Here is a 25,980-nt window from a genome sequence, read left to right as displayed (position 1 = left end):
GGGCTGGCCTGCCCTTTCTCGGCAAACCCTACCCTGCGCGGCCCGGACCCTGTCCGCGCCTCGGTTGAAATTCTTCGTCCGGATTGCGCTCGCGGATCAGGTCCCTCGGGGGACTTCTTTGCGCCGCCCGGCAGCGCCGCGATGTGACCCGTATGCCTCCTGGTTGCCTCTCAAGCCTTGTTCTTGTTGTAGACGTCGAAGACGACGGCGCCGAGCAGCACCAGGCCTTTGACCACCTGCTGCCAATCGACATTGACGCCCATGATCGACATGCCGTTGTTCATGACGCCCATGATGAAGCCGCCGACCACCGCGCCGATCACCTGGCCGACGCCGCCCATCGCCGAAGCGCCACCGATGAACACCGCGGCGATGACGTCGAGCTCACTGCCGAGGCCGGCCGCCGGCACAGCCTGCCCCAGGCGCGCCGCGATAATCAGGCCGCCGAGTGCCGACAGCACGCCCATATTGATGAACACCATCAACGTCAGCCGTTCGGTCTTGATGCCCGATAGCTGGGCTGCCTTGGCATTGCCGCCCATCGCATAGATGCGACGGCCGATCGTCATGCGTTTGGTAACGAAGACGAACAACGCGATCAGCACGCCCATCACCATGAGAACGATCGGGAGGCCCCTATAGGTGGCGAATTGGTAGACGAGAAACAGCGCCAGCGCGCTGATCACCAGGGTCTTGACGACGAACAGCGAGAAGGGCTCGGCTTCGTAGCCATGCTTTTCGCGGGTGCGCCGTGCCCTGAGCCCGAAATAGGCATAGGCGAGCACGGCGACGAGGCCGATCACGATCGTCGTCAGGTGCAGCGTCAGGCCGCTGCCGACAATCGTTTTGCCGGCGGCGTTCACGGTTGGCGGTATCAGCGTCAATGGGCCGATCAGGTCCGGAATGAAGCCGGAACTGAGCGCCTTGAAGCCGACGGGAAGCGGCCCTACGGAAGACCCGCCACCCAGCAGCGCCTGGCAGATGCCGCGGAAGATCAGCATGCCCGCCAGCGTGACGATAAAGCTCGGTATTCGGTGATAGGCAATCCAGTAGCCTTGTGCCGCGCCGATCGCACCACCGACGATCAGGCAGATGATCGACACCACCAGCGGATTGCTCAATGGGCCAAGCGGCCAGATGACCATCATCATCGCCGCCAGTGCGCCGATGAAGCCGGCGACGGAGCCGACGCTGAGATCGATGTGACCCGAAACGATCACCAGAAGCATGCCCAGCGCCATCACGATGATGAAGCTGTTCTGCTGCACGAGATTGCTGAGGTTCACCGGCTTGAACAGCGTTCCGGACGTGGTGAACTGGAAGAACACCATGATTGCGATCAACGCCAGCACCAACCCGTATTCGCGCAGGTTGGTGACCAGCGCCGAGACGGCAATGCGAGGTCCCTGTTGTAGATCCTGGGCAACGCCGCTCTGCGGCCCGGGAGCGCTTTCGGTGCTCATGATGCTTTTCCTTCTCCGCGGACGATGGCGCGCATTATCTTTTCCTGGCTGGCGTCGCTTGCCGCCATTTCGCCGACGATGCGTCCTTCGTTCATGACGTAGATGCGGTCGGTGATGCCGAGCAGTTCGGGCATTTCCGACGAGATGACGATGATTGCCTTACCCTCGGAGGCGAGACGCGCGATGATCGTATAGATTTCATACTTGGCGCCGACGTCGATACCGCGTGTCGGCTCGTCGAGGATCAGCACTTCCGGATTGGCGAACAGCCATTTCGACAGCACCACCTTCTGCTGATTGCCGCCAGAAAGGTTGCCGGTCATCTGGTAGACGCTCGAGGCGCGGATATTGGTCCTGCCGCGATAATCGTTGGCGACCGAAAGCTCGCGCAAATCGTCGATCACGCCGTGGCGCGACACGCCGGGCAGGTTGGCCAGCGTGATGTTGTGCTTGATATGATCGATCAGGTTGAGCCCGTAGGTCTTGCGGTCCTCGGTAACGTAGGCGATGCCGTGTTCCACCGCCTTGCTCACCGAGGAGACATCGATCGGCTTGCCGTCAAGGAACACCTCGCCGGTGATGCGGCGGCCATAGGACCGGCCGAACAGGCTCATGGCAAACTCGGTTCGGCCGGCGCCCATCAGCCCGGCAATGCCGACCACCTCGCCCTTCCGAGCGTTGAGGCTGATGCCCTTGATGACCTGCCGCTCGGCATGGAGGGGGTGGTAGACCGACCAGTTCTTCACTTCGAGAACGGTCTCGCCGATCTTCGGCTCGCGCGGCGGATAGCGGTCGTCGAGCGAGCGGCCGACCATCGAGGTGATGATGCGGTCCTCCGAGATGTCCTTCTTGGCCAGCGTCTCGATGGTCCGCCCGTCGCGGATGATGGTTACCTTGTCGGCGACCCGGTTCACCTCGTTGAGCTTGTGCGAGATCAGGATCGAAGTGATGCCCTGCCGCTTGAATTCGAGCAGCAGATCGAGCAGCGCCTGGCTGTCCTTTTCGGACAGGCTCGCGGTCGGCTCGTCGAGGATGAGCAGCTTCACTTCCTTGCTGAGCGCCTTGGCGATCTCGACCAGCTGCTGCTTGCCGACGCCGATATTGGTGATCAGCGTGTTGGGGTCTTCCTTGAGGCCGACCTTCTTGAGCAGGCCGCTGGTGCGCGCCTCATTGGCATTCCAGTCGATGACGCCGTATCTGGCGTGCTCGTTGCCGAGAAAGATGTTTTCGGCGATCGACAGCATCGGCACCAGCGCAAGCTCCTGGTGGATGATGACGATGCCCTTGCGCTCGCTGTCATGGATGCCTTTGAAATGGCACTCATCGCCGCGATAGATGATCTGGCCGTCATAGGTGCCGGACGGATACACACCCGACAGCACCTTCATCAGCGTCGACTTGCCGGCGCCGTTCTCGCCGACCACGGCATGGATCTCGCCTTCCTCGACCATGAGCTTGACGTTCGACAGCGCCTTGACGCCGGGAAACGTCTTGGTGATGTCGCGCATCTCCAAAATCGTCGATGCCATTGAGAATACCACTCCTGCGAGGTCCGCAAACAATACCGGGCTGGCTCGCCAACGAAAAGGGGCCCTGCCTGCGCAGGACCCCAGGCTTTGTAACCGCGATTACTTCAGCTCTTCGGCCTTGATGTAGCCGGAGTCGACCACCAGGGCCTGATAGTTCGACTTGTCGACGTCGTGCGGTGTCAACAGGATCGAGGGAACGACCTTGACGTCGTTGTTGTAGGTCGTGGTGTCGAGGCCTTCCGGCTTGCCGCCCGAGAGCACCTTGTCGACGAGTTCGACCGTCGCCTTGGCGAGTTCGCGGGTGTCCTTGAACACGGTCGAATACTGTTCGCCGGCGATGATCGCCTTGACCGAAGCGGTCTCGGCGTCCTGTCCGGTGACGATCGGCCATGGCTGATCGGCGGTGCCGTAGCCCACGGCGCGCAGCGAAGCGATGATGCCGCGCGACAGGCCGTCATAGGGCGAGAGCACGCCATCGACGCGGCTGCCGTCCGAGTAGTTGGCGGAGAGCAGATTGTCCATGCGGGCCTGGGCGGTTGCCGCCAGCCAACGCAGCGTGCCGACCTTGTCCATGCCCATCTGGCCGGACTTCACGACGAGGGTCTTGTCGTCGATCAGCGGCTGAAGAACCGACATGGCGCCGTTATAGAAGAAGAACGCATTGTTGTCGTCCGGCGAACCGCCGAACAGCTCGATGTTGAACGGGCCCTTCTTCTCGGGATAACCGAGACCCTTGAGCAGCGATTTGGCCTGGATGACGCCGACGCCGAAATTGTCGAAGGTGGTGTAGTAGTCGACATTTGGCGTCTTCTTGATCAGGCGGTCGTAAGCGACGACGACAACGCCGGCGTCATTCGCCTTCTGCAACGCATCGCCCATCGTGGTGCCGTCGATCGAAGCGATGATCAGCGCCTTCGGGCCCTTGGTGATCTCGTTTTCCAGCTGGCTGAGCTGGTTCGGAATGTTGTCCTGCGCGTACTGCAGGTCGACAGTGTAGCCCAGAGCCTCGAGCTGGGACTTGACGGCGTCGCCGTCGTTGATCCAGCGCTGCGAGGTCTTGGTGGGCATCAGCACGCCGATCAGGCCTTCGCCCGCCTGCGCCGGCAGCGTCATGGCCGCGATGCCTAGGGCCGCGACGGCGGCCAGTGTCTTGACAATCTTCACATTAACTCTCCCTGGTTGATGGACGCGTACCCTTGGGTTTCGTGGGCCGCGCAATCGTGCAGGAGCGCCAAACGCGCCGCTGCCGTCAATCGATCTCCGGTATCCTCCCAATCGGCCCCGAGACTCTGGTTTCAATCGATACGAGTTTTCCCTCGTCACCGACCGTCAAGCCTCAGGACGCGCGAAGGGTGTGTCGCTTTGCCATAACTGTCAAATGCGATCTTTGATGGTTGCTATATCGAGACTGATATGGCTTAAGGCTAGTGACGACGCTGCCGGATCCAGCCAGGGCGCCGGGCGTAAGAGTAGGGAAGAATCATGGCGGCGCTGCGAAATCCTGAAGGAATATCAGCCAGTTACGATGAAATCCCGGGTGATGGCGGAACCTTGCTGCGCAGCGGCTTGAGCCTGCGTCACATGCGCATGATCGCAGCCCTCGACGAGCACGGCCGGGTGAGCGCCGCGGCCCAGGTCATGAACATCTCGCAGCCGGCGGCCTCGCGCATGATCGCCGAGATGGAGGCCGTGCTCGACGTCAAGCTCTGCGAAAGGCTGCCGCGCGGCATCACGCTGACACCCTATGGCAAGGCGTTGGCACGGCGCGCGCGATCGATCCTGCTCGAGATGCGCGAGGTCGACCGCGAGATTTTCGAGCTCAAGGCGGGCAAAGGCGGCTCGGTGTTCCTGGGCGCGGTGACAGCACCGGCGATCGAGCTGGCGGTGCCGGCGATCCGCGAGATCCGGCGCCTTTATCCGCGCATCGAAATCACCATGCAGGTCGAGACCTCGAACGTGCTGGCGCGCGAGCTGATCGCCTCGCGCCACGATTTCATCATCGCCCGCATCCCCGACGACCTCAATCCGCGGCTGTTCGAAGCGCGCGTCATCGGCGTCGAGAAAGCCTGCCTGATCGTGCGCCGCGGCCACCCGCTGACCAAGGGCAAGGCGGTGCGGCTGGAAGACACCGCCGCCTATGACTGGGTTTTCCAGTCGGGCGGCTCGCCGCTGCGCCAGGCGATGGAGAGTAACTTCCTGAACCGAAACATCGCGCTGCCGGACCGCATCCTCAACACCAGCTCGCTGCTATTGACTCTGGTCATGGTCGCGCAATCCGACGCCATCGCGCCGGTGTCGATCCAGGTCGCGAAGTTCATCCAGAACCCCGAAGGCCTGGCCGGCGCTATCGATGTCGTCCAGACTGAATTCGACATCGAGGTCAGGCCCTACAGCCTGATCACGGTGAAGAACCGCGCGCTGTCACCGGCAGCCAAGATGCTGCACGATTTTATCTTGCGAGAGGTGGGCTGAGGGTTGGAGCGGGTAGCGGGCGCATCCCGTGGCCGGCCAGACGACCAGACAGGCCCGCCAGCAGCGGCGCCGATGCACGTCGGCCACTACTGCCTGATGCTCAAAAAAAAGCCCGCCAGCAGAAGCCAGCGGGCCAAGGGTAGACTTTCCGGTTGGGGTCATTCGAGGCCCCGCCGACCCTCAATGTGAGATATTCCACGAACTGGCACATCGGCCAAACAGATGAAAGACGGCCAGCCGGGCTGTAAAACTGCCTATAAATCCGCTGGTTTTCAGCTTGGCCAGAACAAGTGCTATGCACCGGGGGCAAAAGCTGGAGCGGGTAGCGGGAATCGAACCCGCGCGTTCAGCTTGGGAAGCTGACAAGCTACCATTACATCATACCCGCGCTGGTTCCTCCGATATCATGGCCCGGCGCCGATGCGCAATCCGGTTTGAGGGCTCGGCTTGATGCAGGGCTATCAACTGCGTATTTCTAGGCATGTGCCCGAATCGCGGCACCCGACTGTGGAGACAGGCTTGTCCGCACTGAACCGCTTTCTCGGCGATACGCCGCTCCGGGTGATCCTGAAGCTGCTTGTAGTGTCGTTCCTCGTCGGGCTGGTCATGAATGCCTTCGGCTGGTCGCCGATGGATGTGCTTTATGGCATTCGCAAATTCTTCATCGACCTGTGGAATTTGGGCTTCCACGCCATCGACCGCTTTCTCGGCTACATCCTGCTCGGTGCCGCGATCGTCGTGCCGGCCTTCATCCTGCTCAGGATCGCTAACTACCGGAAGTGAATTTTCAGGCGTAGCCCGCCGCCACCTCGAACAGGATGGCGTGCCGTGCAGCAAGTGCTGCGACATCCGTCGAATAGCCTCCGCCGATAACGCCGCATACCGGTATGCCAAGCATGCGGAAATGGCGGATCACCATATCGTCGCGGGCGCGCAGCCCGTCATCCGTGAGCGACAACCTGCCGAGCCGGTCCTCGACATGGACATCGACGCCGGCATTGTAGAAGGCGAGGTCCCAGCGCCTTCGCGCCGACAGCTCCGGCAGGATGGCGTCCAGCCGCTCCAGATAGGCTGCATCGCCGGCACCGTCAGGCAGGGCGACATCGAGATCGGAGGCGATCTTGCGCGCGGGGTAGTTGCGGTCGCCATGCATGGAGAAGGTAAACACGCGCGGCTCGTCGTTCAGGATATCCGCCGTGCCGTCGCCCTGATGCACGTCGAGGTCGACGACCAGGATGTTTTGGACAGCAGCTTCGGCGAGCAGCACCAGCGCGGCAACGGCTACGTCGTTGAAGGTGCAGAAGCCGGCGCCTTGCGCGCGCCGTGCATGATGGCTGCCGCCGGCGGTGTTGCAGGCGATGCCGTTCAGCAACGCCAGCCGCGCTGCCAGCACCGTGCCGGCCGTTGCGAGCTGCGCCCTCAGCGAAACCCGCTGTCCCACGGGAAAGCCGATCTCGCGCTCGATCGCCACCGGCACTTCGCAGGCAAGCACCTGGTCGACATAGTCGACCGCGTGGGCAAGCTTCAGCCATGATGGCCGCGCCGCCTCCGGCATGTTGAGCGCTTCGGGCTGCGCCAGGCCGCGTGCCCGCAAGGCATCCATCAGCAGCGGATATTTGCTCATCGGGAAGCGGTGGTTGACGGCGAAGCCGGCGTCGTAGTCGGGATGATGAACGATCTGCAAGGGCATGGGACGGGCGGTGCGCCAGAGGCGGGTTTCGGTTGACCATAGCGGCGTGGATGGTTGCGCGAGATCCGCAAACTGGGGCACATCGGCTAGCCGATCAAGCCGCAACAGGAAGCAACACGCGTTTTGGAGCAGGCTTTACCCACCGAAGTCCACGCCACCGAAGCCAGGGCCTTCGTCGTCACCAACCGCTCGGTGCTCGCCATCGCCGTGCCGATGACGCTTGCCTATCTGACGACGCCGTTGCTCGGAATTGTCGACACGGCGGTGGTTGGGCAGTTCGGCGACGCCGCCCTTCTCGGCGGCCTGGCGGCCGGCGCCCTGATCTTCGACGTCGTTTTCACCACCTTCAACTTCCTGCGCTCCGGCACCACCGGCCTCGTCGCCCAGGCCTTCGGGCGCGGCGATGCGCTGGAGGAGCAGGCGGTGTTCTGGCGCGCCGTGCTGATCGCGGTCGTCGCCGGCGTCGTGCTTGCCGCGCTTGCGCCGCTGGTCTCCACCGCCGGGCAATGGTTCATAGGCGCCGAACCGCGCGTCAGCGCGGCGATGGACGTCTATATCCGCATCAGGATGCTCGCAGCACCGTTCTCGCTGATCAATTACGCCATCCTCGGTTACGTGCTTGGGCGCGGCGAGGGCGGGCTCGGGCTGATGCTGCAACTGGTGCTCAACGGCATCAACATCGCGCTCTGCTTCCTGCTTGGCCTGGAGTTCGGCTGGGGCGTCGCCGGCGTCGCCTGGGCGACGCTCACCGGCGAATTCGTCGCCATGCTGCTGGGTCTCGCCATCGTCGGCCGGCGCTTCTGGGCGGCACCCAGGCTGCCGCGCCACCGCGTCCTCGATCTGCCGGCATTCCTGCGCATGATGTCGCTCAACCGCGATATCATGATCCGCTCCTTCTCGCTGCTCGCCGCCTTCGCGCTGTTCACGCGCCAGGGCGCGCAGTTCGGCACGCTGACGCTGGCCGCCAACGCCGTGCTGATGAACCTGTTCCTGGTTGCCGGCTATTTCCTCGACGGTTTCGCCACTGCCGCCGAGCAGCTCGCCGGCCGCGCCATCGGAGCGCGCGCCGCCACCGCCTTTAACCAGGCGGTGCGGCTGACGCTGCTTTGGGGACTCGGTCTGGCCGGCGCGGCGACGCTCTTCTTCCTGCTGGAGGGCACGGATCTGATCGCCCTGATCACGACCTCGACGGACGTCCGCGCCATTGCCGACATCTACCTGCCCTGGGCGGCGTTCACCGCGCTCAGCGGCGCGCTGGCTTTCCAGATGGACGGGGTTTTCATTGGCGCGACGTGGTCGCGCGACATGCGCAACATGATGCTGTTGTCGTTCCTGGCGTTCAGTGCCGCGCTGCTGATCCTGGCGCCGGCCTTCGGCAATCACGGCTTGTGGGCGGCGTTGCATGTCTTCCTGCTGGTACGCGGCTTCAGCCTGCTCGCCATATTGCGGCTGCGGGTGCGCGCGGTCTTTGGCTGATCGCTAAAACGGTTTCGCCGCCCAGTGATCGAGGCGGCTGTCGCGAAGCTCGCGCAGCGACTTCAGCCGTTGACTGTCCATGAAACGGGCCATGCCGGAAAGAATGCGCCCCGGCAGCGCGGGCCCAGCATAGATCATGCCGGTATAGAGCTGGACGAGATCGGCGCCGGCACGGATCTTTTCCAGCGCCGTCTCGGCGGAATCGACGCCGCCGACGCCGATGATAGTGGGATCCGGGCCAAGCAGTTTTCGCATCCTTGCCAGCACGATAGTCGAGCGCTCGAACAAGGGTTTCCCCGAAAGCCCGCCGGTCTCGCCGGCAAGGCCGGCGCTGCTCAGGCCGGCTCGCGCGATCGTGGTGTTGGAGACGATGACGCCGTCCATTTGCTTGTCGGTGATCTCGGCGGCGATGTCCTCAAGCTCGGGCTCGACCAGGTCCGGCGCGATCTTGAGGAAGACGGGCGGTTTTGCCGGTGCCGCCGCACGCGCGGCCATGACCCGCGACAGAAGTTCGCCAAGCTGTTCGCGTGCCTGCATGTTGCGCAGGCCCGGCGTGTTCGGCGAGGAGATGTTGATTGCCAGATAACTGGCATATCGCGCGAACCGGACCACGCCGCGTTCATAGTCACTGACGCGGTCGGTGCTGTCCTTGTTGGCGCCGATGTTGACGCCGACGATGCCGGCACGGCCCATGCGGGCGGCAAGGCGCTTTTCCGCGGCGTCGTGGCCCTCATTGTTGAAGCCCAGCCGGTTGATCACCGCCCCGTCCGAAGGCAGCCGGAAAATGCGCGGCTTCGGATTGCCGGTCTGCGGCAGCGGTGTGATCGTGCCGACCTCGGCGAAGCCGAAGCCGAGGCCGAGCAGCGCGTCCGGCACTTCGGCATTCTTGTCGTAACCCGCGGCCATGCCGAGCGGGTTCGGGAAATCGAGTCCGCGAAGGCTGACCTTTAGCCTGTTGTCCTGCGGCGGACGACCGGCGACCGGCAGCCCGCATCTCAGCGCGGCAATCGACAGTCCATGCGCGGTTTCCGGATCGAGCGTGAACAGCAGTTTCTGGCCGATCCGGTCGAACGCGCTCATTCGGCCTCCAGCGCCGGGAATTCATGCCGCCCGTCAGCGCCGAGCGGCAATGCCTGCACCGAAACGACCGCATCGAGGCCGAGCCCGCCATAGAGATGCGGGAACAGGGCGCCGCCGCGCGAGACCTCATATTTCAGCGCATCGCCGAGGCGCGCGCTATCGACGGCGACCAGCAGCAACCGGCTTTGGCCGGCGAAATGTTTGGCCGCCGTTTCCCGAACCTGCCCGGCGGTGGAAAAATGGATGAAGCCGTCGGCGACGTCGATCGGCGCGCCGGTGAAGCCGCCTTCTCTTTCAGCCTCGCGCCACAGCGCCTCGGGAACTATCTTGTAGATGATCTCGGACATGGTTGCGCTATAGTCCGAACCGACCACGCGGGGAAGGGCAGGCCCGTGTTCTTCCCCATTTCAGGTTCATCCCCATTTCAGGCGCAAACTGTGATAGATTGCGCTGACTGGCTCATGGAGGAAAACATGCGTCTGAAACACGTCTTGATCCCCGCAGCACTGGTGTCGCTTGTCGCGGCGTCGGCCTTTTCCGAGGAAGCCGATCGCTACCGGTTGGAGAAATCGGCCAATGGCTATGTCCGCATGGATACGCAAACCGGCGCCATGTCGCTCTGCGAGGAACGCTCCGGCCAGCTCGTCTGCAAGACGGCGGCCGACGAACGTGCCGCCCTACAAGATGAGGTCGACCGGCTGCAAAATTCGGTGAAGGCGCTCGACGAACGCGTCGCCAAGCTCGAAAATTCGCTTGCTGCGCGTTTCGAATCGACTTTGCCCAGCGAGGAGGATTTCAACAAGACGATGGGCTACATGGAGCGCTTCCTGCGCAGCTTCATGGACATCGTCAAGGACATGGACAAGGACGAAGACGGCGCCAAGCCCAATTCGCAAAAGACCTAGGCAATTCGCAAAAAGACCTGGGGCGGGAATAGCAAGCCGGCCACGCCGAACAGCAGGCGTAGTGTTATGATCGTTCAGATCCTGCAAGGCGGAAAATCGCCAACGGGATTCGGGGAGGGATATCACCGTTGGGCTACACATTCGTCATTGCCGACGATCACCCGCTTTTTCGCGGTGCATTGAGGGAGGCACTCGCGGGCATCGGAGATGTTGCCGCCATTCACGAGGCCGGCGATTTCGAAAGCGCCAAGGCGCTGGTCCTGGCGAATGAGGATGTCGATCTGGTGCTGCTCGATCTCTCGATGCCGGGGGCAAGCGGTCTTTCCGGCCTGATTTCGTTGCGCGGCATCCATCCGGCGGTGCCGATGATGGTGGTCTCGGCGCATGACGATCCGGTGACGATCCGGCGCGCGCTCGATCTCGGCGCCTCCGGCTTCATCTCCAAATCGGCCAGCATGGAGGAGATCCGCAACGCGGTGCAGTCGGTGCTCGCAGGTGATATCGCGGCACCCGCCGGGGTCGATCTCGGTGTCGAGCGCGATCCCGAGATTTCCGACCTGATCAAGCGCCTGCAAGCGCTGACTCCGCAGCAGACGCGCGTGCTCGGCATGCTGGCTGAGGGACTGCTCAACAAGCAGATCGCCTATGAGCTCGGGGTCTCCGAAGCGACGATCAAAGCGCATGTCTCGGCCATCCTGCAGAAGCTCGGCGTCGACAGCCGCACGCAGGCCGTGATCCTTTTGTCCAAAATCGGCAGCGACCCGCTGCAGACGGCCGGCTGATTCCTATTCGGCCGCCGGCGCCAGCGGCCTGACCCTGGCCATCATCGAGCGCAGCATCGCCGGTTTCAGTGGTTTGCTGATCACCGGCACGTCGAGCCTGCCGGCGGCGGCGCGAACCTCGCTGGAGCGGTCGGCGGTGACCAGCACGGCCGGCAGGTTCTCGCCATGGATCGCACGCAACTGGGCGATCAATTCGAGGCCGGTCCTGTCGTCGAGATGATAGTCGGCAAGCACGATGTCCGGCCGATGCATGCCGGACCTGTCGAGATCCTCCGCGCCGGAAAGCGTGTCGACGCTGCAGCCCCAGCCCTCGAGCAGCAGCCGCATGCCGTCGAGGATGCGGGCGTCGTTGTCGATGCAGAGCACATGGAGCCCGGCAAGCGAGGCCGCGGCACGGGCAGGCGGCTTCGCCTCGGCCTCGCGCCGCGGTGCCTGCACGGCCACCACCGGCAGCAACACGGAAAAGCGTGTGCCCTTGCCTGGGTTGGAGAAGATCCGGATTTCGAGGCGCAGGACGCGGGCGATGCGGTCGACAATGGAGAGCCCAAGGCCGAGGCCTTCCGCCTCGCGTGCGCCCTCGTCCAGCCGGGTGAATTCGCGAAACACGGTGTTCAGCTGGTCGCCGGCAATGCCGATGCCGGTGTCGATAACCTGGATCTCGGCCAGTTCGCCGCGCCGCCGCGCGCCGACCAGGATGCGGCCACGGCGCGTATACTTGATGGCGTTGGAAACCAGGTTCTGGATCAGCCGGCGCAGCAGATTGCGGTCCGTCATGACGCTGAGCGACGACGGCATGATCGAGAGTTCGAGCTTCTTTTCGGCGGCAAGCGGCCGGAAGTCGTTGCCGATCTGGCGCAGCAGCCCGTCGAGGCCGAAGCTCGTATCGTCCGGCTTCATCGCGCCGGCATCGAGGCGCGAAATGTCGAGCACCGCGCCGAGGATGGTCTCGACCGATTCCAGCGACGATTCGATGTTCATCGCCGCCTTGCCGGCAGGTCCCTTGCCGGTCTTCTCGATCAGCGACGAGCAATAGAGGCGGGCGGCGTTCAGCGGCTGCAGGATGTCGTGGCCGGCGGCAGCGAGGAAGCGGGTCTTGCCGAGATTGGCCTCCTCGGCCAGCATCTGCGCCTGAGCCAGCTCCTCATTGACGCGGGTGAGCTCGACGGTGCGGCTCTTCACTCGCTGTTCCAGGGATTCGTTCGCGCGCTTGAGCGCCAGATCCTGCTCGACGCGTCCGGAAATGTCGGCATAGGTGGCGACGATGCCACCATCCGGCATCGGGTTGGAGCGCAACTCGAGGATGCGGCCGCTGGTCTTCAGCTCCATCTGCCACGGGCTGACGAAACTGGTCAGGCGGTTGAGCATCGCCACCCGCTGGTCCGCCGGAATGTCGCCGCGCTGGGCGAGGTGGTGCAATATGCGGTCGAGCGAGACACCGACCTGGCCCATCTCGTCGGGTAGGTCGAACAAGGCCCGGTACTGGCGGTTCCAGCAGATCAGCCGAAAATCTCGGTCGAAGACGGTGATGCCCTGTTCCATCTGGTCGAGCGCGATCTGCAACAGGTCGCGATTGTGCTGCAGCGCTTCGGTCGCGTCGTCGAGCAGGCGGAAGGCATCCTTGGATTCGCGGTCGTTGCGGCGCAAAAGCAGCGACAGGATCAGCCGCGCCGAAGACGAGCCGACCGCGCTCGCCAAAAGCTGCTCGGAGAAGCGGATGACGTCCATGCTCGCCTGTTCGTTGCCGTGCAGCGAAGTGCCGCTGCTCTTTTCGAACGACTGGAACGAGCGTTCGGTGCGTTCGACGCCGAGATAGCGGCCGATCGTATCCTTGAGGTCGTTGACGGTGACGGTGGTGCGGAAGCGGCGCAGGCTGGGCATCGGACCGGCATCGCGCGGCACGAAGATCGCCGCCTGGATGCGTTCCAGCGGCACCGACGCGCGCGACAACGAGCCGAGCACGAAAAACAACGTGTTGATCGACAGGCTCCACAAGACGCCGTGGTTCAGCGGCTCGGCGACGGTGCCGAACAGCGCCTGCGGCCGCAATGCTTCGAAACCGAGCAGGCCATGGACGACGATGCCGGTATCGGGCGCGGCGAGCGACGGCAGCAGCAGCGTATAACCCCAGACGAGGATGCCGGCGACCATGCCAAGTGCGGCACCCCTGCCATTGGCGCCGCGCCAGACCAGCCCGCCGATCAGCGCCGGCGCAAACTGGGCAATGGCTGTAAACGACATCAGGCCGATGGAGGACAGCCGCGCGCTGTTGGTGCTCTCGCGGTAATAGAGGAAGGCGATGAACAGCATGATGAAGATCGCGCCGCGCCGCACATTGAGGATGAGCGTCGACCAGTCCTCGTTCTGCGAGGTCGTGGTCTTGAGCAGGCGGCGCACGAACAGCGGGATGACGAGGTCGTTGGAGATCATGATCGACAGCGCCACGCTTTCGACGATCACCATCGCGGTCGCCGCCGACAGACCGCCGATGAAGGCTGCCATGGCCAGCACGTCATGGCCGTTGAGCAGTGGCAGCGACAAGACGTAGAGATCGCTGCTGGTCCTGGAGCCGACCAGCGCCAGGCCGGCCAGCGCGATCGGCAGCACGAACAGGTTGATCGCCACCAGATAGAGCGGAAACACCCATGTCGCGGTGCGCAGTTCGGCCTCGCTGCGGTTCTCGACGATGGTGACGTAGAACTGGCGCGGCAGCATGATGATGGCGAAGCCGCTGAGGCATGTCAGCACCAGCCAGGTGGCGAGCGAGGTGTTGTAGCTCATCGCCTGACGCACCTGCTCATTCTGCGCGAGCTTGTCGATCATGTCGCCCGGGCCGCCGAAGATCAGGAACGTCACCATCAGGCCGATCGCCAGGAAGGCGGCAAGCTTGACCACGGTTTCGACCGCGACGGCCAGCACCAGCCCGTCCTGATGCTCGGTGGCGTCGGCGTGGCGCGTGCCGAACAGCACCGCAAACAGCGCCAAGAGCATGGCGACGACCAGCGAGATGTCGCTGACGAAGGGATCGAACGAGGGCGGTGATCCCGTATAGTGCTCGACCATCAGGCTGACCGAGCCGGAAATCGCCTTCAGTTGCAGGGCGATGTAAGGCACCGCGCCGATCGTCGCGATCAGCGTGGCGATAGCCGCGACCGCAAAGCTCTTGCCGTAGCGGGCGCCGAGGAAATCGGCGATCGAGGTGATCTTTTCGGTCTTGGCCAGCCTGACGATGCGTTGCAGCAGCGGAAAGCCGAACACGAAGACCAGCACTGGACCGGTATAGATGCCGAGGAATTCGAGGCCGCGTTCGGAGGACAGCCCGACCGAGCCGAAGAAGGTCCAGGAGGTGCAGTAGATGGCGAGACTGAGCGCATAGATAAAGGGCCGGGCGCGGCCAGGCCCGGATGAAGTCGAGCGCCGGTCGCCCAGGCTGGCGATAGCAAACAGCAACGTCACATAGGCGATCGCGATGATGACGATGAACCAGCCCTGCACGGCTCGAACTTCCTCCCTGCGCCGATTTTTTCATCCGGCCTTCCAGACGCAATCACAGCTTGGCGATCAAGTCCATCGCGGCTTTCGGCGTATCATATCGGCTGCGTCGGGCAATCGTGACCGGCTGAAACCAGCTTTTGATCCTGTTGCAACCGCAGGTTTTTGCTATTCTGCCCGCCGGTCGATGCCGAGGGGTGGACGGCAGCACGGCCGGTCAGGACAAGGAGGGTCGAATGCTGAAAGAATTTCAGGAATTCATTTCCAGGGGCAATGTGATGGACCTGGCCGTCGCTGTCATCATCGGCGCTGCCTTCAGCAAGATCGTCACCTCGCTGGTCGACGACATCATCATGCCTATTGTTGGCGCGATCTTCGGAGGACTGGACTTCAACAACTACTTCATACCCCTGTCTTCTGCGGTGAATGCAACCTCGCTGGCTGATGCAAAGAAACAGGGCGCGGTCTTTGCCTATGGCAGCTTCATCACCGTGGCGCTGAATTTCCTCATCCTCGCCTTCATCATCTTCGTGATGGTCAAGGCGGTGAACAATCTGCGCCAGCGGCTGGAGCGTGAAAAACCGGCCGCCCCGGCCGCTCCGCCGCCGGCCGACGTCGCGCTGCTCACCGAAATTCGCGATCTCCTCGCCAGAAAATAGCGCCTGCGACAACCTTTCTGGACCAAAACCCCGGTCGCTTGCGGCCGGGGTTTTCTGTTTTCGTCCGCCCTGAAACACGCTAGCTGTCGAGCAAACGAAAACGGACCCATCCATGACCCTGATCGATACTCTGCGCGCCGAAGCGCGGGCGGCGCCCGAAAGCGGCATTGTCGCCGTCATGAACCGTGGCCGCGGCCGCGACGGCATGATCCCGCTCTGGGCCGGCGAGGGCGACCTGCCGACGCCTGCCTTCATCACCGATGCAGCCGCCAAGGCACTCGCCGGCGGCGAGACCTTCTACACCTGGCAGCGGGGCATTCCCGAACTCAGGCAGGCGCTCGCCCGCTACTACACCAGGCATTTCGGCAAGACTTTCGCCAACGAGGAATTCATCGTCACCGGCTCCGGCATGCACGCCATCCAGATGGCCATCGATGCGGTGGCCGGCAAGGGCGACGAACTCGTCTACCTGTCGCCGGCATGGCCGAACTTCGCCGCCGCCGCCGGCGTCGCGGGCGCTGTTCCAGTCGCGGTCACGCTCGACCAGTCGGGCAATGGCTGGTCTTGCGATGTCGACAAGATCGCAGCGGCGATCACGCCACGGACCAAGGCGCTGTTCGTCAACACGCCGTCCAACCCGACCGGCTGGACCGCCGACAAGGAGACGCTGCAGGCGATCCTCGACCTTGCCCGTGAAAGGGGCCTGTGGATCATCGCCGACGAGATCTACTCGCTGTTTCATTACGGCCATGGCCGCGCACCGTCCTTCATCGACATCATGGCCGATGAGGATCGCATCCTGTTCGTCAATTCCTTTTCCAAGAACTGGGCGATGACCGGCTGGCGCATCGGCTGGATCAAGATCCATCCCGCCTTGCAGCAGGTGTTCGAGAACCTGGTCCAGTATTCGACTTCCGGCGTTGCGCAGTTCATGCAGCGGGGCGCCGTCGTTGCCCTCGATGAGGGCGACGCCTTCATCGTCGAGCAGGTGGAGCGGGCGAGGGCGGCGCGCGACCTGGTGTGCGGCATTCTCGCCGAAACCGGCAGGGCGCGGTTCACCGTGCCGCAGGGCGCATTCTATCTGTTCTTCGCGGTCGACGGCATCTCCGATTCCCGTGCTGCCGCCTTCGACATGGTCGACCGCGCCAATGTCGGCCTGGCTCCCGGCACCGCCTTCGGCCCCGGCGGCGAAGCCTTCCTCAGGCTGTGCTTCCACCGCCGCCTCGACCAGCTCGAGGAAGCCGCACACCGGCTGGCGAAATGGATGAAGACTGTCTGAGCGACTTCGCTCTGACGACCAAATGGTTCTCGGCGTAGAGTTTTAAACGACCTTCAGCCGCCCGACTTCGGCACCAGCAGCGGAATGACGCGGTCGCTCTTGGCGACCGACGGTCGGCCCGCCGAACCGTAGGGAATCCCCAACGCATCCCATGTCTCGACCAGCGCGTCCTGCAGGGACGCAATCAACGCGTCCGAATGGAACGGTGTAGGCGTGATGCGCAGCCGCTCGGTGCCGCGCGGCACTGTCGGGTAGTTGATCGGCTGGATGTAGATGCCGTGCACACCGAGCAGGCGGTCGCTGGCCATCTTGCAGAGCTCGGGATCGCCGACCAGAAGGGGCACGATGTGGGTAGGCGACTCCATCACCGGCAGGCCGGCCGCGGCCAGCACTTGCTTGGTCCGTGTCGCCTGACGCAGCTGCGCATCGCGCTCGGCCTGCGAGCGCTTGAGATGGCGGATCGAGGTGGTTGCCGCGGCAGCGATCGCCGGCGGCAACGCCGTGGTGAAGATGAAGCCCGGCGCATAGGAGCGCACCGCGTCGATCACCGCAGTGTTGCCGGCGATGTAGCCGCCAAGCGTGCCGAACGCCTTGGCCAGCGTGCCCTCGATGATGTCGATGCGGTCGGCCAGCCCTTCGCGCTCGGTGATGCCGCCGCCGCGCGGCCCGTACATGCCGACGGCGTGGACCTCGTCGATGTAGGTCATGGCGTTGTAGCGCTCGGCGAGATCGACGATCTGCTTGATCGGCGCGATGTCGCCGTCCATCGAATAGACGCTCTCGAAGACAATCAGCTTGGCGCGCTCGCGGCCGGCTGTCTGCAGCAGGCTTTCGAGATGCGCGACGTCGTTATGGCGGAAGATCTTCTTCTCGGCGCCCGAGCGCCGCACGCCCTCGATCATCGAAGCGTGGTTGAGCTCGTCCGAGATGATCAGGCAATTGGGAAGCAGCTTTGCAATGGTCGAGATCGACGCCTCGTTGGAAACGAAGCCGGAGGTGAAAACCAGTGCGGCTTCCTTGTCGTGCAGGTCGGCCAGCTCCAGTTCGAGCTCGACCAGCGGGTTGCTGGTGCCGGAGATGTTACGGGTGCCGCCGGCCCCCGACCCCATCTTGCCTGCCGCCTTCTGGAACGCCGCAATGACGTCGGGATGCTGGCCCATGCCGAGATAGTCGTTGGAGCACCAGACGGTGATTTCCTCGGCGCGGCCATTGGCGCGCCAGATGGCGCGCGGGAATTTCCCGACGATACGCTCAAGGTCGGCGAAGACGCGGTAGCGACGCTCCGCATGGAGCTGGTCGATCGCTTCCTCGAAAAACCGCTGATAGTTCATGTCGCCTTCCCAGTTTTGCGCGGGATCATAGTCATTGGCCCATTCGTCGTCCACCTGGCCTTTTTGGTCAAAATGCCACGCCCCGAGCCTGTTCCTAACGACCACGGAACGTGGCCTATTCCTTGATGTGGATCAATCTTGTTTCACGACAATGCCACGCGCCGATGAGACCGGTTACCGCAGGTTCTAATGGCCTGGCGGCAGGTTTTCCAGTACGGCGGCGTTTGAGACAGTTCCGACAAATCATGAATAGCGAGGATGCGGATGACGGTTTTGGTGACAGGCGGGGCCGGCTATATCGGTAGCCATATGGTCTGGGAATTGCTGGACACGGGTGACAGCGTCGTCGTCCTCGACCGGCTTTCCACCGGCTTTGAATGGGCGGTGGCCCCGGAAGCAAAGCTCGTCGTCGGCGACGTCGCCGACAGGGAACTGGTCGCCTCGATCATCCGCGACAATAAGGTCGACGCGATCATCCATTTCGCCGGCTCGATCGTGGTCCCCGAATCGGTCGCTGACCCGCTTGCCTATTACGAGAACAACACCTGCAAGACGCGCACCTTGATCGAGACCGCGGTGCGCGAAGGCGTGCCCAATTTCATCTTTTCCTCGACCGCCGCCGTCTATGGCGGCGCCGGCCTGGAGCCGGTGCGCGAGGATGCCCGGCTTGCGCCGGAATCGCCCTATGGCCTGTCCAAGCTGATGAGCGAATGGATGCTGCGCGACGCGGCAATTGCCCATGGGTTGCGCTATACGGCGCTGCGCTATTTCAACGTCGCCGGCGCCGATCCGAAGGGCCGCACCGGCCAGTCGACGCCCGGTGCCACGCATCTGATCAAGGTCGCTTGCGAGACGGCGCTCGGCAAGCGCCCCTTCATGCAGGTGTTCGGCACCGACTATCCGACGCCGGACGGTACCTGCATGCGCGACTATATCCACGTCAGCGACCTGGCGGCGGCGCATCGGCTGGCGCTTCAGCGGCTGCGTGCCGGCGGATCGAGCCTGGTCGCCAATTGTGGTTACAGCCACGGCTATTCGGTGCTCGAGGTCATCGACAGCGTCCGCCGCGTCTTCGGCCATGATTTCGAGGTACGGATGGGCGATCGCCGCGCCGGCGACGCCGCCGCGGTCGTCGCCAATTCGGAGCTGGCGCGCGGCGAGCTCGGCTGGACCCCGCAGCGCGACAACCTCGATCAGATCGTTGCCGATGCGCTTGCCTGGGAGCGCATCCTGACCAGCAAGAATTCGGCTCTGGGGTGAAGTGGGCGCTCCGCAAAGGTTGGTTCAGCGCGCTGAGGGCGGAATGAAAATCCTGGTGCTTGGGGCCGGCGTCGTCGGTACGGCGGCGGCCTATTATCTGGCCAGCGACGGCCATGAGGTGACGGTGATCGAGCGCCATCCGGCGGCAGCACGCGGCACCAGCCGGTCGAATGCCGGCCTGGTGTCGCCCGGAGACGCCACCGCCTGGGCCTCGCCAGCCGCGCTGAAGACGTTCCTGCGCGGCCTCTACAACCACGATCTCGGCATCAAGGTGCGGCTGCGCTTCGATCCGTATTTTTTCGCCTGGAGCCTGCGCTTCCTGCGCCAGTGCACGCATAAGCGCATGCGCGCCAACACCGACGTCAAGCTGCGTCTGGCGCTCTATTCGCGCGACTGCATCAACGCCGTCTCGGCCGAGACCGGCATCCACTATGACGAGCGCAAGAAAGGCATTCTCTATTTCTTCCGCTCGCAGCAGAGTTTCGATACCGGCACCGACAATTATCGCTATCTCGGCGAACACGGCCTGCCGATCGAGATCGTCGGCCGCGAACGGCTGGTCGAGCTCGAGCCCGGCCTTGCCGGCGCCAAGGACAAGATAGCCGGCGGCGTCTATTCGCTGATCGACCAGACCGGCGATTCCAGCCAATTCACCCGCAGCCTTGCCATCTATGCCGCTGAAAAACTCGGCGTCCAATTCCTCTACGGCACCACGGTCGAAGGCCTCGACATCGACGGCGACCGGGTGCGCGCCGTGATGACCTCGGCCGGCCCGATAATCGGCGACGCTGTGGTCATCTCGATGGGGCCGGAGAGCGGTCTGCTCGGCCGCCGCTACGGCATCGATCTGCCCGTCTATCCCGTGAAGGGCTATACCGTGACTGTTCCGCTGGAAGATGAAAGCAAGGGGCCGATCATGGGCGGCGCCGACGAGGACCGGCTGATCGGCTATTCCAGGCTGGGAAATCGGCTGCGGATGTCCTCGACGGCGGAGTTCACCGGTTTCGACCGCACGTTCAAGCCACGCGATTTCAACTCGATCCTGACCACCGGCAAAGACCTGTTCCCCGGCGCTTTCGACGAGAGCAAGGCCGAGCTCTGGGCTGGACTTCGCCCGATGATGCCGAACTCCGTGCCGGTCATCGGCCGGGCGCGGTACGACAATCTCTACCTCGACACCGGCCACGGCCATCTCGGCTGGACCATGGCCTGCGGTTCGGGAAAATTCCTTGCTGACGTGGTCGCCGGCCGCAAGCCGGAGATCGATCCGCAAGGATTGCTCTACAGGAACTAGGCATCTCCAGACGTCAGGGCGCCATGAGCTCGGCGGTCAGGCTCGTTCGTCGACCGCCGAACGCCAGGAGCGCGCGTAGCCCGCCCAGGCTGGATCGGCCGACAGTTCGGTCCTTTCGCCTCTGCCTTGCGGTGTCCCCTGGTCCGACGCCAGCAAGGCGGCGCCGATGCTGGTGCCTGTCGCAGCCTCGGAGGCAATGACGGCGCGCGCCGCCGCCGCAGCCAGCATGCGGGTGAACAGCCGGTTGCGGGCGAAGGGTCCTTCGACGATGGTGGGACCATCCGCGCCGATCAGGTCGAGGCAGGTCGCGGTCATCAGCGCCAGGTAGAACGAGATGGCGACAAAGCGCTGGCCGACGCTCATACCGTCCGCGTTAAGCCATGATGCGGTATGATGCGGAAACGGCCCGGAACCCTGTTGGGTCGAGGGCAATAGGGACGTCTTGCGCGCCAGCACCGTGGCAACATCGTCTTCCGTCCAGTTCTCCGATTGGCCCTCGGTCAGCACGGAGAACTCGCGGCCACCCATGAAGCGCGCCGACGGCACGGGATCGCCGAGCGCGTTGACATTGACCAGCGTATCGCGTGCCGGGTCGAGCGCGATCTTGTTGCCTCCGACTGCCATCGACACCACCCAGGTGCCGGTCGAGACCACGGAGAAAGGCGGTCTGTCGGACAGGAGATGCGGCAGCAGCGAGGCGTTGGAATCGTGCAGGCCGCAAAACACCGGCGTTTGCGGGTCGAGCCCGGTCCGTGTCGCAAGCGCGGGCAGGATCGGCCCCAGGCGGTCCTTCGCCGGCCGTACCGGCGCCATTAGCCGGCGCCATTGCAGCCGGTCGACCAGCGACGAAAAATCCGCTTTCCACGGGTTCCACAGATCGGTGTGGCAGCCGAGCGAAGTCGCCTCGCTGGCGGCGACGCCGGTCAGGCGCAAGGCCCAGTATTGCGGATACATCAGGATCGCGGCGGTTCTGGCGAAATCCGCCGGAAAGCGCTTCTGCTGCCAGAACAGCTGCGCGCCGAGATTGAGGCCGGCCGGCAGACGCGGCGTGCCGGTCTCGGAGAACGCCGGACGGATCGTGTCATAGTCCCCGGCAAGGGCATCCGGCCCATCGAATTCGTAGTCGAGCACCGGCAGCGCCAGTTCGCCTGATGCGTCGACCAGCACGCCCGTAGCGCCATGGGTGGTGATCGATATCGCACCGATGCGCTGCTCGCGATCGATCTCGGCCAGGCTGCCAAGGATAAACGCCCATAACCGCTCGACGTCATGGTGCGGGTATGGGCCTTGCCGAACCGGCTCGTTCACCATCCTGCGCAGCGCGACTTCGCTTGCTGCGGCAAGATCGACCAGCGCCACCTTGGCGTTGGTCTTGCCGATATCGATGACGGCGACGTGGCGGGTCATTCCATATGGAACATTGTTTCCAGCGGCACCGCCACCGGCTCGTTGTTCGGCTTGGTCTCCATGATGTCCGCCATCTCGGCCCACCAACGCTGCATCACCGGATGCTTCGGCAATTCGTCCATGCCATGGTCGTCACGGCGCCACAGCACGCCGAACAGTATGTTAGTCTCCTCGTCGAGGTGGATCGAGTAATCGGATACGCCGGCCTGTTTCAGCAACGCGACGAGGGACGGCCAGATGTCGTCATGGCGCCTCTTGTATTCGGCCTTCATGCCCGGATTGAGCTTCATCTTGAACGCGTATTTCTCCGGCATCAGGCAAAGCGCTCCCGCCGTACTCGCCGCCACAGGATCGGCAGCGCGATGACGATGATCAGCAGCAGGCCGATGAAGATCGACATAACGATCCCCGGCACGTTGAGCAGGCCGAGGCCGAAGGTCACCAGTCCCATGATGAAGGCGGCCAGCACCACACCCAGAATGCTGCCGGCGCCCCCCAGGATGCTGACGCCGCCGAGCACCACCATGGTGATGACTTCCAGCTCGTAGCCCTGTGCGATGGACGGCCGGGTCGAGCCGAGCCGCGATGTGATCAGCACCGAGGCGATGCCCGCCATCAGGCCGGTCAGGCAAAACAGGATGAATTTGATACGGCCGACGCGTACGCCGGAAAACTGCGCCGCGACCGGGTTGTTACCGATGGCAAAGACCCGGCGGCCGAAGCTCGTCCGGTGCAGAAGGAACCAGTAGACGACTGCCGCGATCAGGAAAAGCGTCAGTTCGAACGACACCACCCACCAGACATAGCCCTGGCCGAAGAAGGCGAAGCTCGCGGGATAGCCCTTGTAGGCCTGGTCGCCCAGGATGATAAAGGCAATGCCGCGAAACAGGCTCATCGTGCCGATGGTGACGACGATCGACGGCAAGCCGAGCCTGGTGACGAGCAGTCCGTTGAAGGCGCCGCAGCCGAGCCCGACGACGAGGCCGATTGCCACCAGTTCAGGCATGCCGGCGCCGGCCTGCACCGCCATGCCCATCATTGTTGACGCCAGCGCGATGATGGCGGCCACCGACAGGTCGATTTCGCCGGAGATGATCAGCAGCGCCATGGCCAGCGCGATCAGCGCCTTTTCCGTGAAGTTGAAGGTCAGGTCCGACAGCGACCACGCGTCGAGGAAGTAGGGCGAGGCAAAGCTGTTGACGGCAAAGATGGCAACCGCCACGACGACCAGCAGCGCCTCCCATGAGAAGATCGCCGACGTCAGCGGCTTGTCGAGCCGGTCGGGAATGTGGCGTGGGGCAGGGGTGTCGGTCATGCCGCTTCCGCCTTCTTGAGGATGATGCGGCCTTGCCGGCGTTCGCCGCGCGCGTTGAGCACCACGGCCAGGATGATGGCGCTGCCTGAAATCGCCATCTGCCAGAAGGGCGAGATATTGATCACCGGCAGCGCGTTGGAGATGATGCCGAGGAACAGCGCGCCGAGCACCGCGCCGCCGACCGAGCCGATGCCGCCGGCGATCGAGATGCCGCCGATGACGCAGGCGGCGATGATGTTGAGCTCATAGCCGTTGGCGACCTCGACCGAGGCGATGACGTAGCGCGAAATCCACAGATAGCCGCAGAGGCCGCCGATCATCCCCGAAATGCAGAAGACGGTGAATTTCGTCCGGCCGACATCGATGCCGGCATAGACCGATGCGGTCGGGTTGACGCCGATGGCATAGATCGAGCGGCCGAGCGCGGTGCGTGTCATCACGAGGAAGAACAGCGCAATAACCAGCAGGGCGATCCACGACAGTACCGGAATGCCGAGGAAAGCCGCGCGCTGCAACCCGATGAAATCAGCGCTCATCTGGTCGGCGTTGACCCAGGCGCCGCCTGAAATGACGAACGTGGCGCCGCGGTAGATGGTGAGGGTGCCGAGCGTTACCACGATCGAGGGAATGTTCAGCCGCCATACCAGCAGGCCGTTGATGGCGCCGAGCACCAGGCCGACCAGAAGTGCGATGACGATCAGCAGCGGGATCGGGATCGCCGGATGCGCGGCGTTCAGCATTGCCACCACCATGCCGGTGAAGCAGAGATTTGAAGCCATCGACAGGTCGATCGAGCGGGTCAGGATGACGACCATCTGGCCGAGTGCCAGGATCATCAGGATCGACGTGTCGTTGAACACCTGGCGCAGGTTGGCCGGATCGGCAAAACCTGGAAACCGCGTGGAGATCAGCCCGATCAGCACGACGATTGCCGCCAGCAGCCAGACCTCGCGATATTTGAGAAGAGCCTTCATGCCGCGATCCCCGCTGCCGTCCTGACCAAGGTTTCGGCGTCGAGCCCTTTATTGTCGTAGACCTCGGCAATGCGGCCCTCGCGCATAACGACGACGCGGTCCGACATGCCGAGGATTTCCGGCAATTCGGACGACACCATGATCACCGACAGGCCTTGCGCGACGAGCTCGGCCATGAAGCCGTGCACGGCCGCCTTCGAGCCGATGTCGATGCCCTTGGTCGGCTCGTCCAGGATGATCACCTTGGGCGCGGTCGCCAGCCATTTGGCGATGACGATCTTCTGCTGGTTGCCGCCCGACAGCGTGCCGACGTCCTGGCTGAGCGAGGAGGCGCGCAGATCGAGCCGCTCGGTGTAGGAGCGGGCCAGCGCGAACTCTTCGGCCAGCCGCAATATGCCGGATTTGGATGTCCGTTTGAGCGAGGGCAGCGAGACATTCTGGAAGATCGGCAGGCCGATCACCACGCCTTGCTTGCCGCGCTCCTCCGGCACATAGACGATGCCGGCGTCGATTGAATCCGCCGCCGATTTCGGCGCGATTGCCTTACCCTCCAGCGTGATCGTGCCGCCGCTGGTGCGGGTGATGCCTGATATCGCCTGCATCACCTCGCTGCGCCCGGCGCCGACAAGGCCGTAGAAGCCGAGGATTTCGCCCCTGTGCAGCTCGAAGCCTATGTCGTCGAACTCGGTCGGGTGCGACAGGCCGGAGACGGCCAGCACCGGCGCGCCGATCTCGGCCTTGCGCTGCGGAAAGATGTGATCGACCGAGCGGCCGACCATCATGCGCACGATCTGGCTCTGGCCGGCGTCCTTGATCAGGCCTTCGCCGACCATCTCGCCGTCGCGGAACACGGTATAGCGGTCGGCGATGCGGTAGATCTCATCGAATTTGTGGCTGATGAACAGGATCGCCTTGCCGTCGCTCTTGAGGAATTCGATCAGCAGGAAAAGCTCTTCGATCTCCTTCATCGAAAGCGCTGCCGTCGGCTCGTCCATGATGACGATCCGCGCGTCGATGGACATGGCGCGGGCAACCGCAACCAGGTGCTTGTTGGCAATGCCGAGATCCTTCAGCCTGGCGTCGGCGTCGATATGGCCGGCGCCCATCGTGTCGAGCACCTCGCGGGCATTCTTGCGCATGGTGCGCCAGTCGATGGTTTTGAAACGCGTGCGCGGCGCATGGCCGAGGAAGATGTTTTCGGCCACCGTCAGGTCGTCGAACAGCACGGTTTCCTGGTGGATGGCGGTGATGCCGTGCCCGAACGCGGCGTGGGCGCTGGGCAGTGTGACCGGCTGGCCGTCGATGCTGATCGTGCCAGCATCCGGCTGGTAGATGCCGGTCATGATCTTGACCAGCGTCGACTTGCCGGCACCGTTTTCGCCGATCAGCGCGGTTACCTGGCCGGGATAGAGCGACAGGCCGACATTGTGCAGCGCCCGCACGCCGGGAAAGCTTTTCGAGATGCCGGACAGCGTCAGGCGCGGTCCGGATGACAAAGGCGCTTCATGTGCCACTTCGTGCTGGGCTGTCGTGTCCATAATCGTATCAAGCCCTGTAGCAAGGTTCGTTTGAAAG

General features: G+C 63.7%; 22 protein-coding genes and 1 tRNA gene. 9 read left to right on the top strand and 14 right to left on the bottom strand.

The window, feature by feature from the left end; all coding sequences use genetic code 11:
* Positions 1 to 170: 170 nt before the first annotated feature.
* From mmsB to chvE, 3 genes are all read right to left on the bottom strand, one after another.
* Positions 171 to 1,463 carry a multiple monosaccharide ABC transporter permease gene (gene mmsB / locus NKI18_RS00455; protein ID WP_352614665.1) on the bottom strand — a complete coding sequence of 431 codons (1,293 nt, stop codon included), beginning with the start codon at positions 1,461 to 1,463 and terminating at the stop codon, positions 171 to 173.
* A complete protein-coding gene (mmsA, locus tag NKI18_RS00450; RefSeq protein WP_352614667.1) occupies positions 1,460 to 2,992 on the bottom strand; it encodes a multiple monosaccharide ABC transporter ATP-binding protein in 1,533 nt (510 codons plus the stop codon). The genes mmsB and mmsA overlap by 4 nt, the downstream gene beginning before the upstream one ends.
* A 99-nt stretch (positions 2,993 to 3,091) precedes the next feature.
* Complete coding sequence (gene chvE, locus NKI18_RS00445) at positions 3,092 to 4,156, bottom strand: multiple monosaccharide ABC transporter substrate-binding protein (RefSeq protein WP_353018594.1); 1,065 nt, start codon at positions 4,154 to 4,156, stop codon at positions 3,092 to 3,094.
* Positions 4,157 to 4,474: 318 nt separating this feature from the next.
* Here chvE and NKI18_RS00440 point away from each other — a divergent pair, with 318 nt between their 5' ends.
* Positions 4,475 to 5,464: a LysR family transcriptional regulator gene (locus NKI18_RS00440; RefSeq protein WP_352614669.1), complete on the top strand. Its 990-nt coding sequence runs from the start codon at positions 4,475 to 4,477 to the stop codon at positions 5,462 to 5,464.
* A 314-nt stretch (positions 5,465 to 5,778) separates the two neighbouring features.
* On the opposite strand, the gene NKI18_RS00435 is transcribed toward NKI18_RS00440, so the two are convergent.
* A tRNA-Gly gene (locus NKI18_RS00435) sits at positions 5,779 to 5,852 on the bottom strand.
* A 131-nt stretch (positions 5,853 to 5,983) separates the two neighbouring features.
* Between NKI18_RS00435 and NKI18_RS00430 the strand changes: the two genes are divergently transcribed.
* Positions 5,984 to 6,247, top strand: coding sequence for a DUF6460 domain-containing protein (locus NKI18_RS00430; RefSeq protein ID WP_023677362.1), 264 nt, complete (start codon positions 5,984 to 5,986; stop codon positions 6,245 to 6,247).
* A gap of 4 nt (positions 6,248 to 6,251) precedes the next feature.
* Here NKI18_RS00430 and NKI18_RS00425 read toward each other — a convergent pair whose 3' ends face one another.
* Positions 6,252 to 7,154, bottom strand: coding sequence for a histone deacetylase family protein (locus tag NKI18_RS00425; protein WP_353018591.1), 903 nt, complete (start codon positions 7,152 to 7,154; stop codon positions 6,252 to 6,254).
* 123 nt (positions 7,155 to 7,277) lie between these two features.
* Between NKI18_RS00425 and NKI18_RS00420 the strand changes: the two genes are divergently transcribed.
* Entirely contained in the window at positions 7,278 to 8,630 is a 1,353-nt protein-coding gene (locus NKI18_RS00420) for an MATE family efflux transporter (protein ID WP_352614673.1), read from the top strand.
* A 3-nt stretch (positions 8,631 to 8,633) separates the two neighbouring features.
* Here NKI18_RS00420 and NKI18_RS00415 read toward each other — a convergent pair whose 3' ends face one another.
* Entirely contained in the window at positions 8,634 to 9,710 is a 1,077-nt protein-coding gene (locus NKI18_RS00415) for a quinone-dependent dihydroorotate dehydrogenase (RefSeq protein WP_352614675.1), read from the bottom strand.
* On the bottom strand, positions 9,707 to 10,057 hold the full coding sequence (locus NKI18_RS00410; protein WP_023677366.1) for a DUF952 domain-containing protein: 351 nt from the start codon (positions 10,055 to 10,057) through the stop codon (positions 9,707 to 9,709). The genes NKI18_RS00415 and NKI18_RS00410 overlap by 4 nt, the downstream gene beginning before the upstream one ends.
* Positions 10,058 to 10,183: 126 nt before the next feature.
* Here NKI18_RS00410 and NKI18_RS00405 point away from each other — a divergent pair, with 126 nt between their 5' ends.
* Together NKI18_RS00405 and NKI18_RS00400 are read left to right on the top strand one after the other, a co-directional pair.
* Positions 10,184 to 10,615 (top strand): hypothetical protein, encoded by a 432-nt coding sequence (locus tag NKI18_RS00405; protein ID WP_352470125.1) that lies wholly within the window; start codon positions 10,184 to 10,186, stop codon positions 10,613 to 10,615.
* Between the two features lie 119 nt (positions 10,616 to 10,734).
* Positions 10,735 to 11,397 (top strand): response regulator, encoded by a 663-nt coding sequence (locus tag NKI18_RS00400; RefSeq protein WP_473556440.1) that lies wholly within the window; start codon positions 10,735 to 10,737, stop codon positions 11,395 to 11,397.
* Between the two features lie 3 nt (positions 11,398 to 11,400).
* On the opposite strand, the gene NKI18_RS00395 is transcribed toward NKI18_RS00400, so the two are convergent.
* Positions 11,401 to 14,889 carry a PAS domain-containing hybrid sensor histidine kinase/response regulator gene (locus NKI18_RS00395; RefSeq protein WP_352614678.1) on the bottom strand — a complete coding sequence of 1,163 codons (3,489 nt, stop codon included), beginning with the start codon at positions 14,887 to 14,889 and terminating at the stop codon, positions 11,401 to 11,403.
* Between the two features lie 233 nt (positions 14,890 to 15,122).
* On the opposite strand from NKI18_RS00395, the gene mscL reads away from it, so the two are divergent.
* Both mscL and NKI18_RS00385 read left to right on the top strand, forming a co-directional pair.
* Positions 15,123 to 15,545 carry a large conductance mechanosensitive channel protein MscL gene (mscL, locus tag NKI18_RS00390; RefSeq protein ID WP_352614770.1) on the top strand — a complete coding sequence of 141 codons (423 nt, stop codon included), beginning with the start codon at positions 15,123 to 15,125 and terminating at the stop codon, positions 15,543 to 15,545.
* Between the two features lie 112 nt (positions 15,546 to 15,657).
* On the top strand, positions 15,658 to 16,824 hold the full coding sequence (locus tag NKI18_RS00385) for a pyridoxal phosphate-dependent aminotransferase (protein ID WP_352614680.1): 1,167 nt from the start codon (positions 15,658 to 15,660) through the stop codon (positions 16,822 to 16,824).
* A gap of 53 nt (positions 16,825 to 16,877) precedes the next feature.
* On the opposite strand, the gene hemA is transcribed toward NKI18_RS00385, so the two are convergent.
* Positions 16,878 to 18,155: a 5-aminolevulinate synthase gene (gene hemA / locus NKI18_RS00380; RefSeq protein ID WP_352448656.1), complete on the bottom strand. Its 1,278-nt coding sequence runs from the start codon at positions 18,153 to 18,155 to the stop codon at positions 16,878 to 16,880.
* Between the two features lie 264 nt (positions 18,156 to 18,419).
* Between hemA and galE the strand changes: the two genes are divergently transcribed.
* Complete coding sequence (gene galE, locus NKI18_RS00375) at positions 18,420 to 19,415, top strand: UDP-glucose 4-epimerase GalE (RefSeq protein WP_352506203.1); 996 nt, start codon at positions 18,420 to 18,422, stop codon at positions 19,413 to 19,415.
* A gap of 43 nt (positions 19,416 to 19,458) precedes the next feature.
* The gene (locus NKI18_RS00370) at positions 19,459 to 20,709 is read left to right on the top strand and encodes a D-amino acid dehydrogenase (RefSeq protein WP_352614684.1); all 1,251 of its coding nucleotides are present in this window, start codon (positions 19,459 to 19,461) and stop codon (positions 20,707 to 20,709) included.
* Positions 20,710 to 20,745: 36 nt separating this feature from the next.
* Here the strand turns inward: NKI18_RS00370 and NKI18_RS00365 are convergent, their stop codons facing one another.
* The 5 genes from NKI18_RS00365 to NKI18_RS00345 are packed head-to-tail and all read right to left on the bottom strand — an operon-like array spanning position 20,746 to position 25,943.
* The gene (locus NKI18_RS00365) at positions 20,746 to 22,116 is read right to left on the bottom strand and encodes an FGGY-family carbohydrate kinase (protein ID WP_352614685.1); all 1,371 of its coding nucleotides are present in this window, start codon (positions 22,114 to 22,116) and stop codon (positions 20,746 to 20,748) included.
* A complete protein-coding gene (rhaM, locus tag NKI18_RS00360; protein ID WP_352614687.1) occupies positions 22,113 to 22,430 on the bottom strand; it encodes an L-rhamnose mutarotase in 318 nt (105 codons plus the stop codon). Before rhaM ends, NKI18_RS00365 begins: the two co-directional genes overlap by 4 nt.
* Positions 22,430 to 23,431, bottom strand: a complete 1,002-nt coding sequence (locus NKI18_RS00355) for an ABC transporter permease (RefSeq protein ID WP_352448661.1) — start codon at positions 23,429 to 23,431, stop codon at positions 22,430 to 22,432. The genes rhaM and NKI18_RS00355 overlap by 1 nt, the downstream gene beginning before the upstream one ends.
* The gene (locus tag NKI18_RS00350; protein WP_352614689.1) at positions 23,428 to 24,405 is read right to left on the bottom strand and encodes an ABC transporter permease; all 978 of its coding nucleotides are present in this window, start codon (positions 24,403 to 24,405) and stop codon (positions 23,428 to 23,430) included. Before NKI18_RS00350 ends, NKI18_RS00355 begins: the two co-directional genes overlap by 4 nt.
* Entirely contained in the window at positions 24,402 to 25,943 is a 1,542-nt protein-coding gene (locus NKI18_RS00345) for a sugar ABC transporter ATP-binding protein (protein WP_352614691.1), read from the bottom strand. The genes NKI18_RS00350 and NKI18_RS00345 overlap by 4 nt, the downstream gene beginning before the upstream one ends.
* Between the last annotated feature and the right edge of the window lie 37 nt (positions 25,944 to 25,980).

The organism is Mesorhizobium sp. M0800, assembly GCF_040320095.1.
Lineage (GTDB): Bacteria > Pseudomonadota > Alphaproteobacteria > Rhizobiales > Rhizobiaceae > Mesorhizobium.
This window is presented reverse-complemented; position numbering and strand designations above follow the sequence as displayed.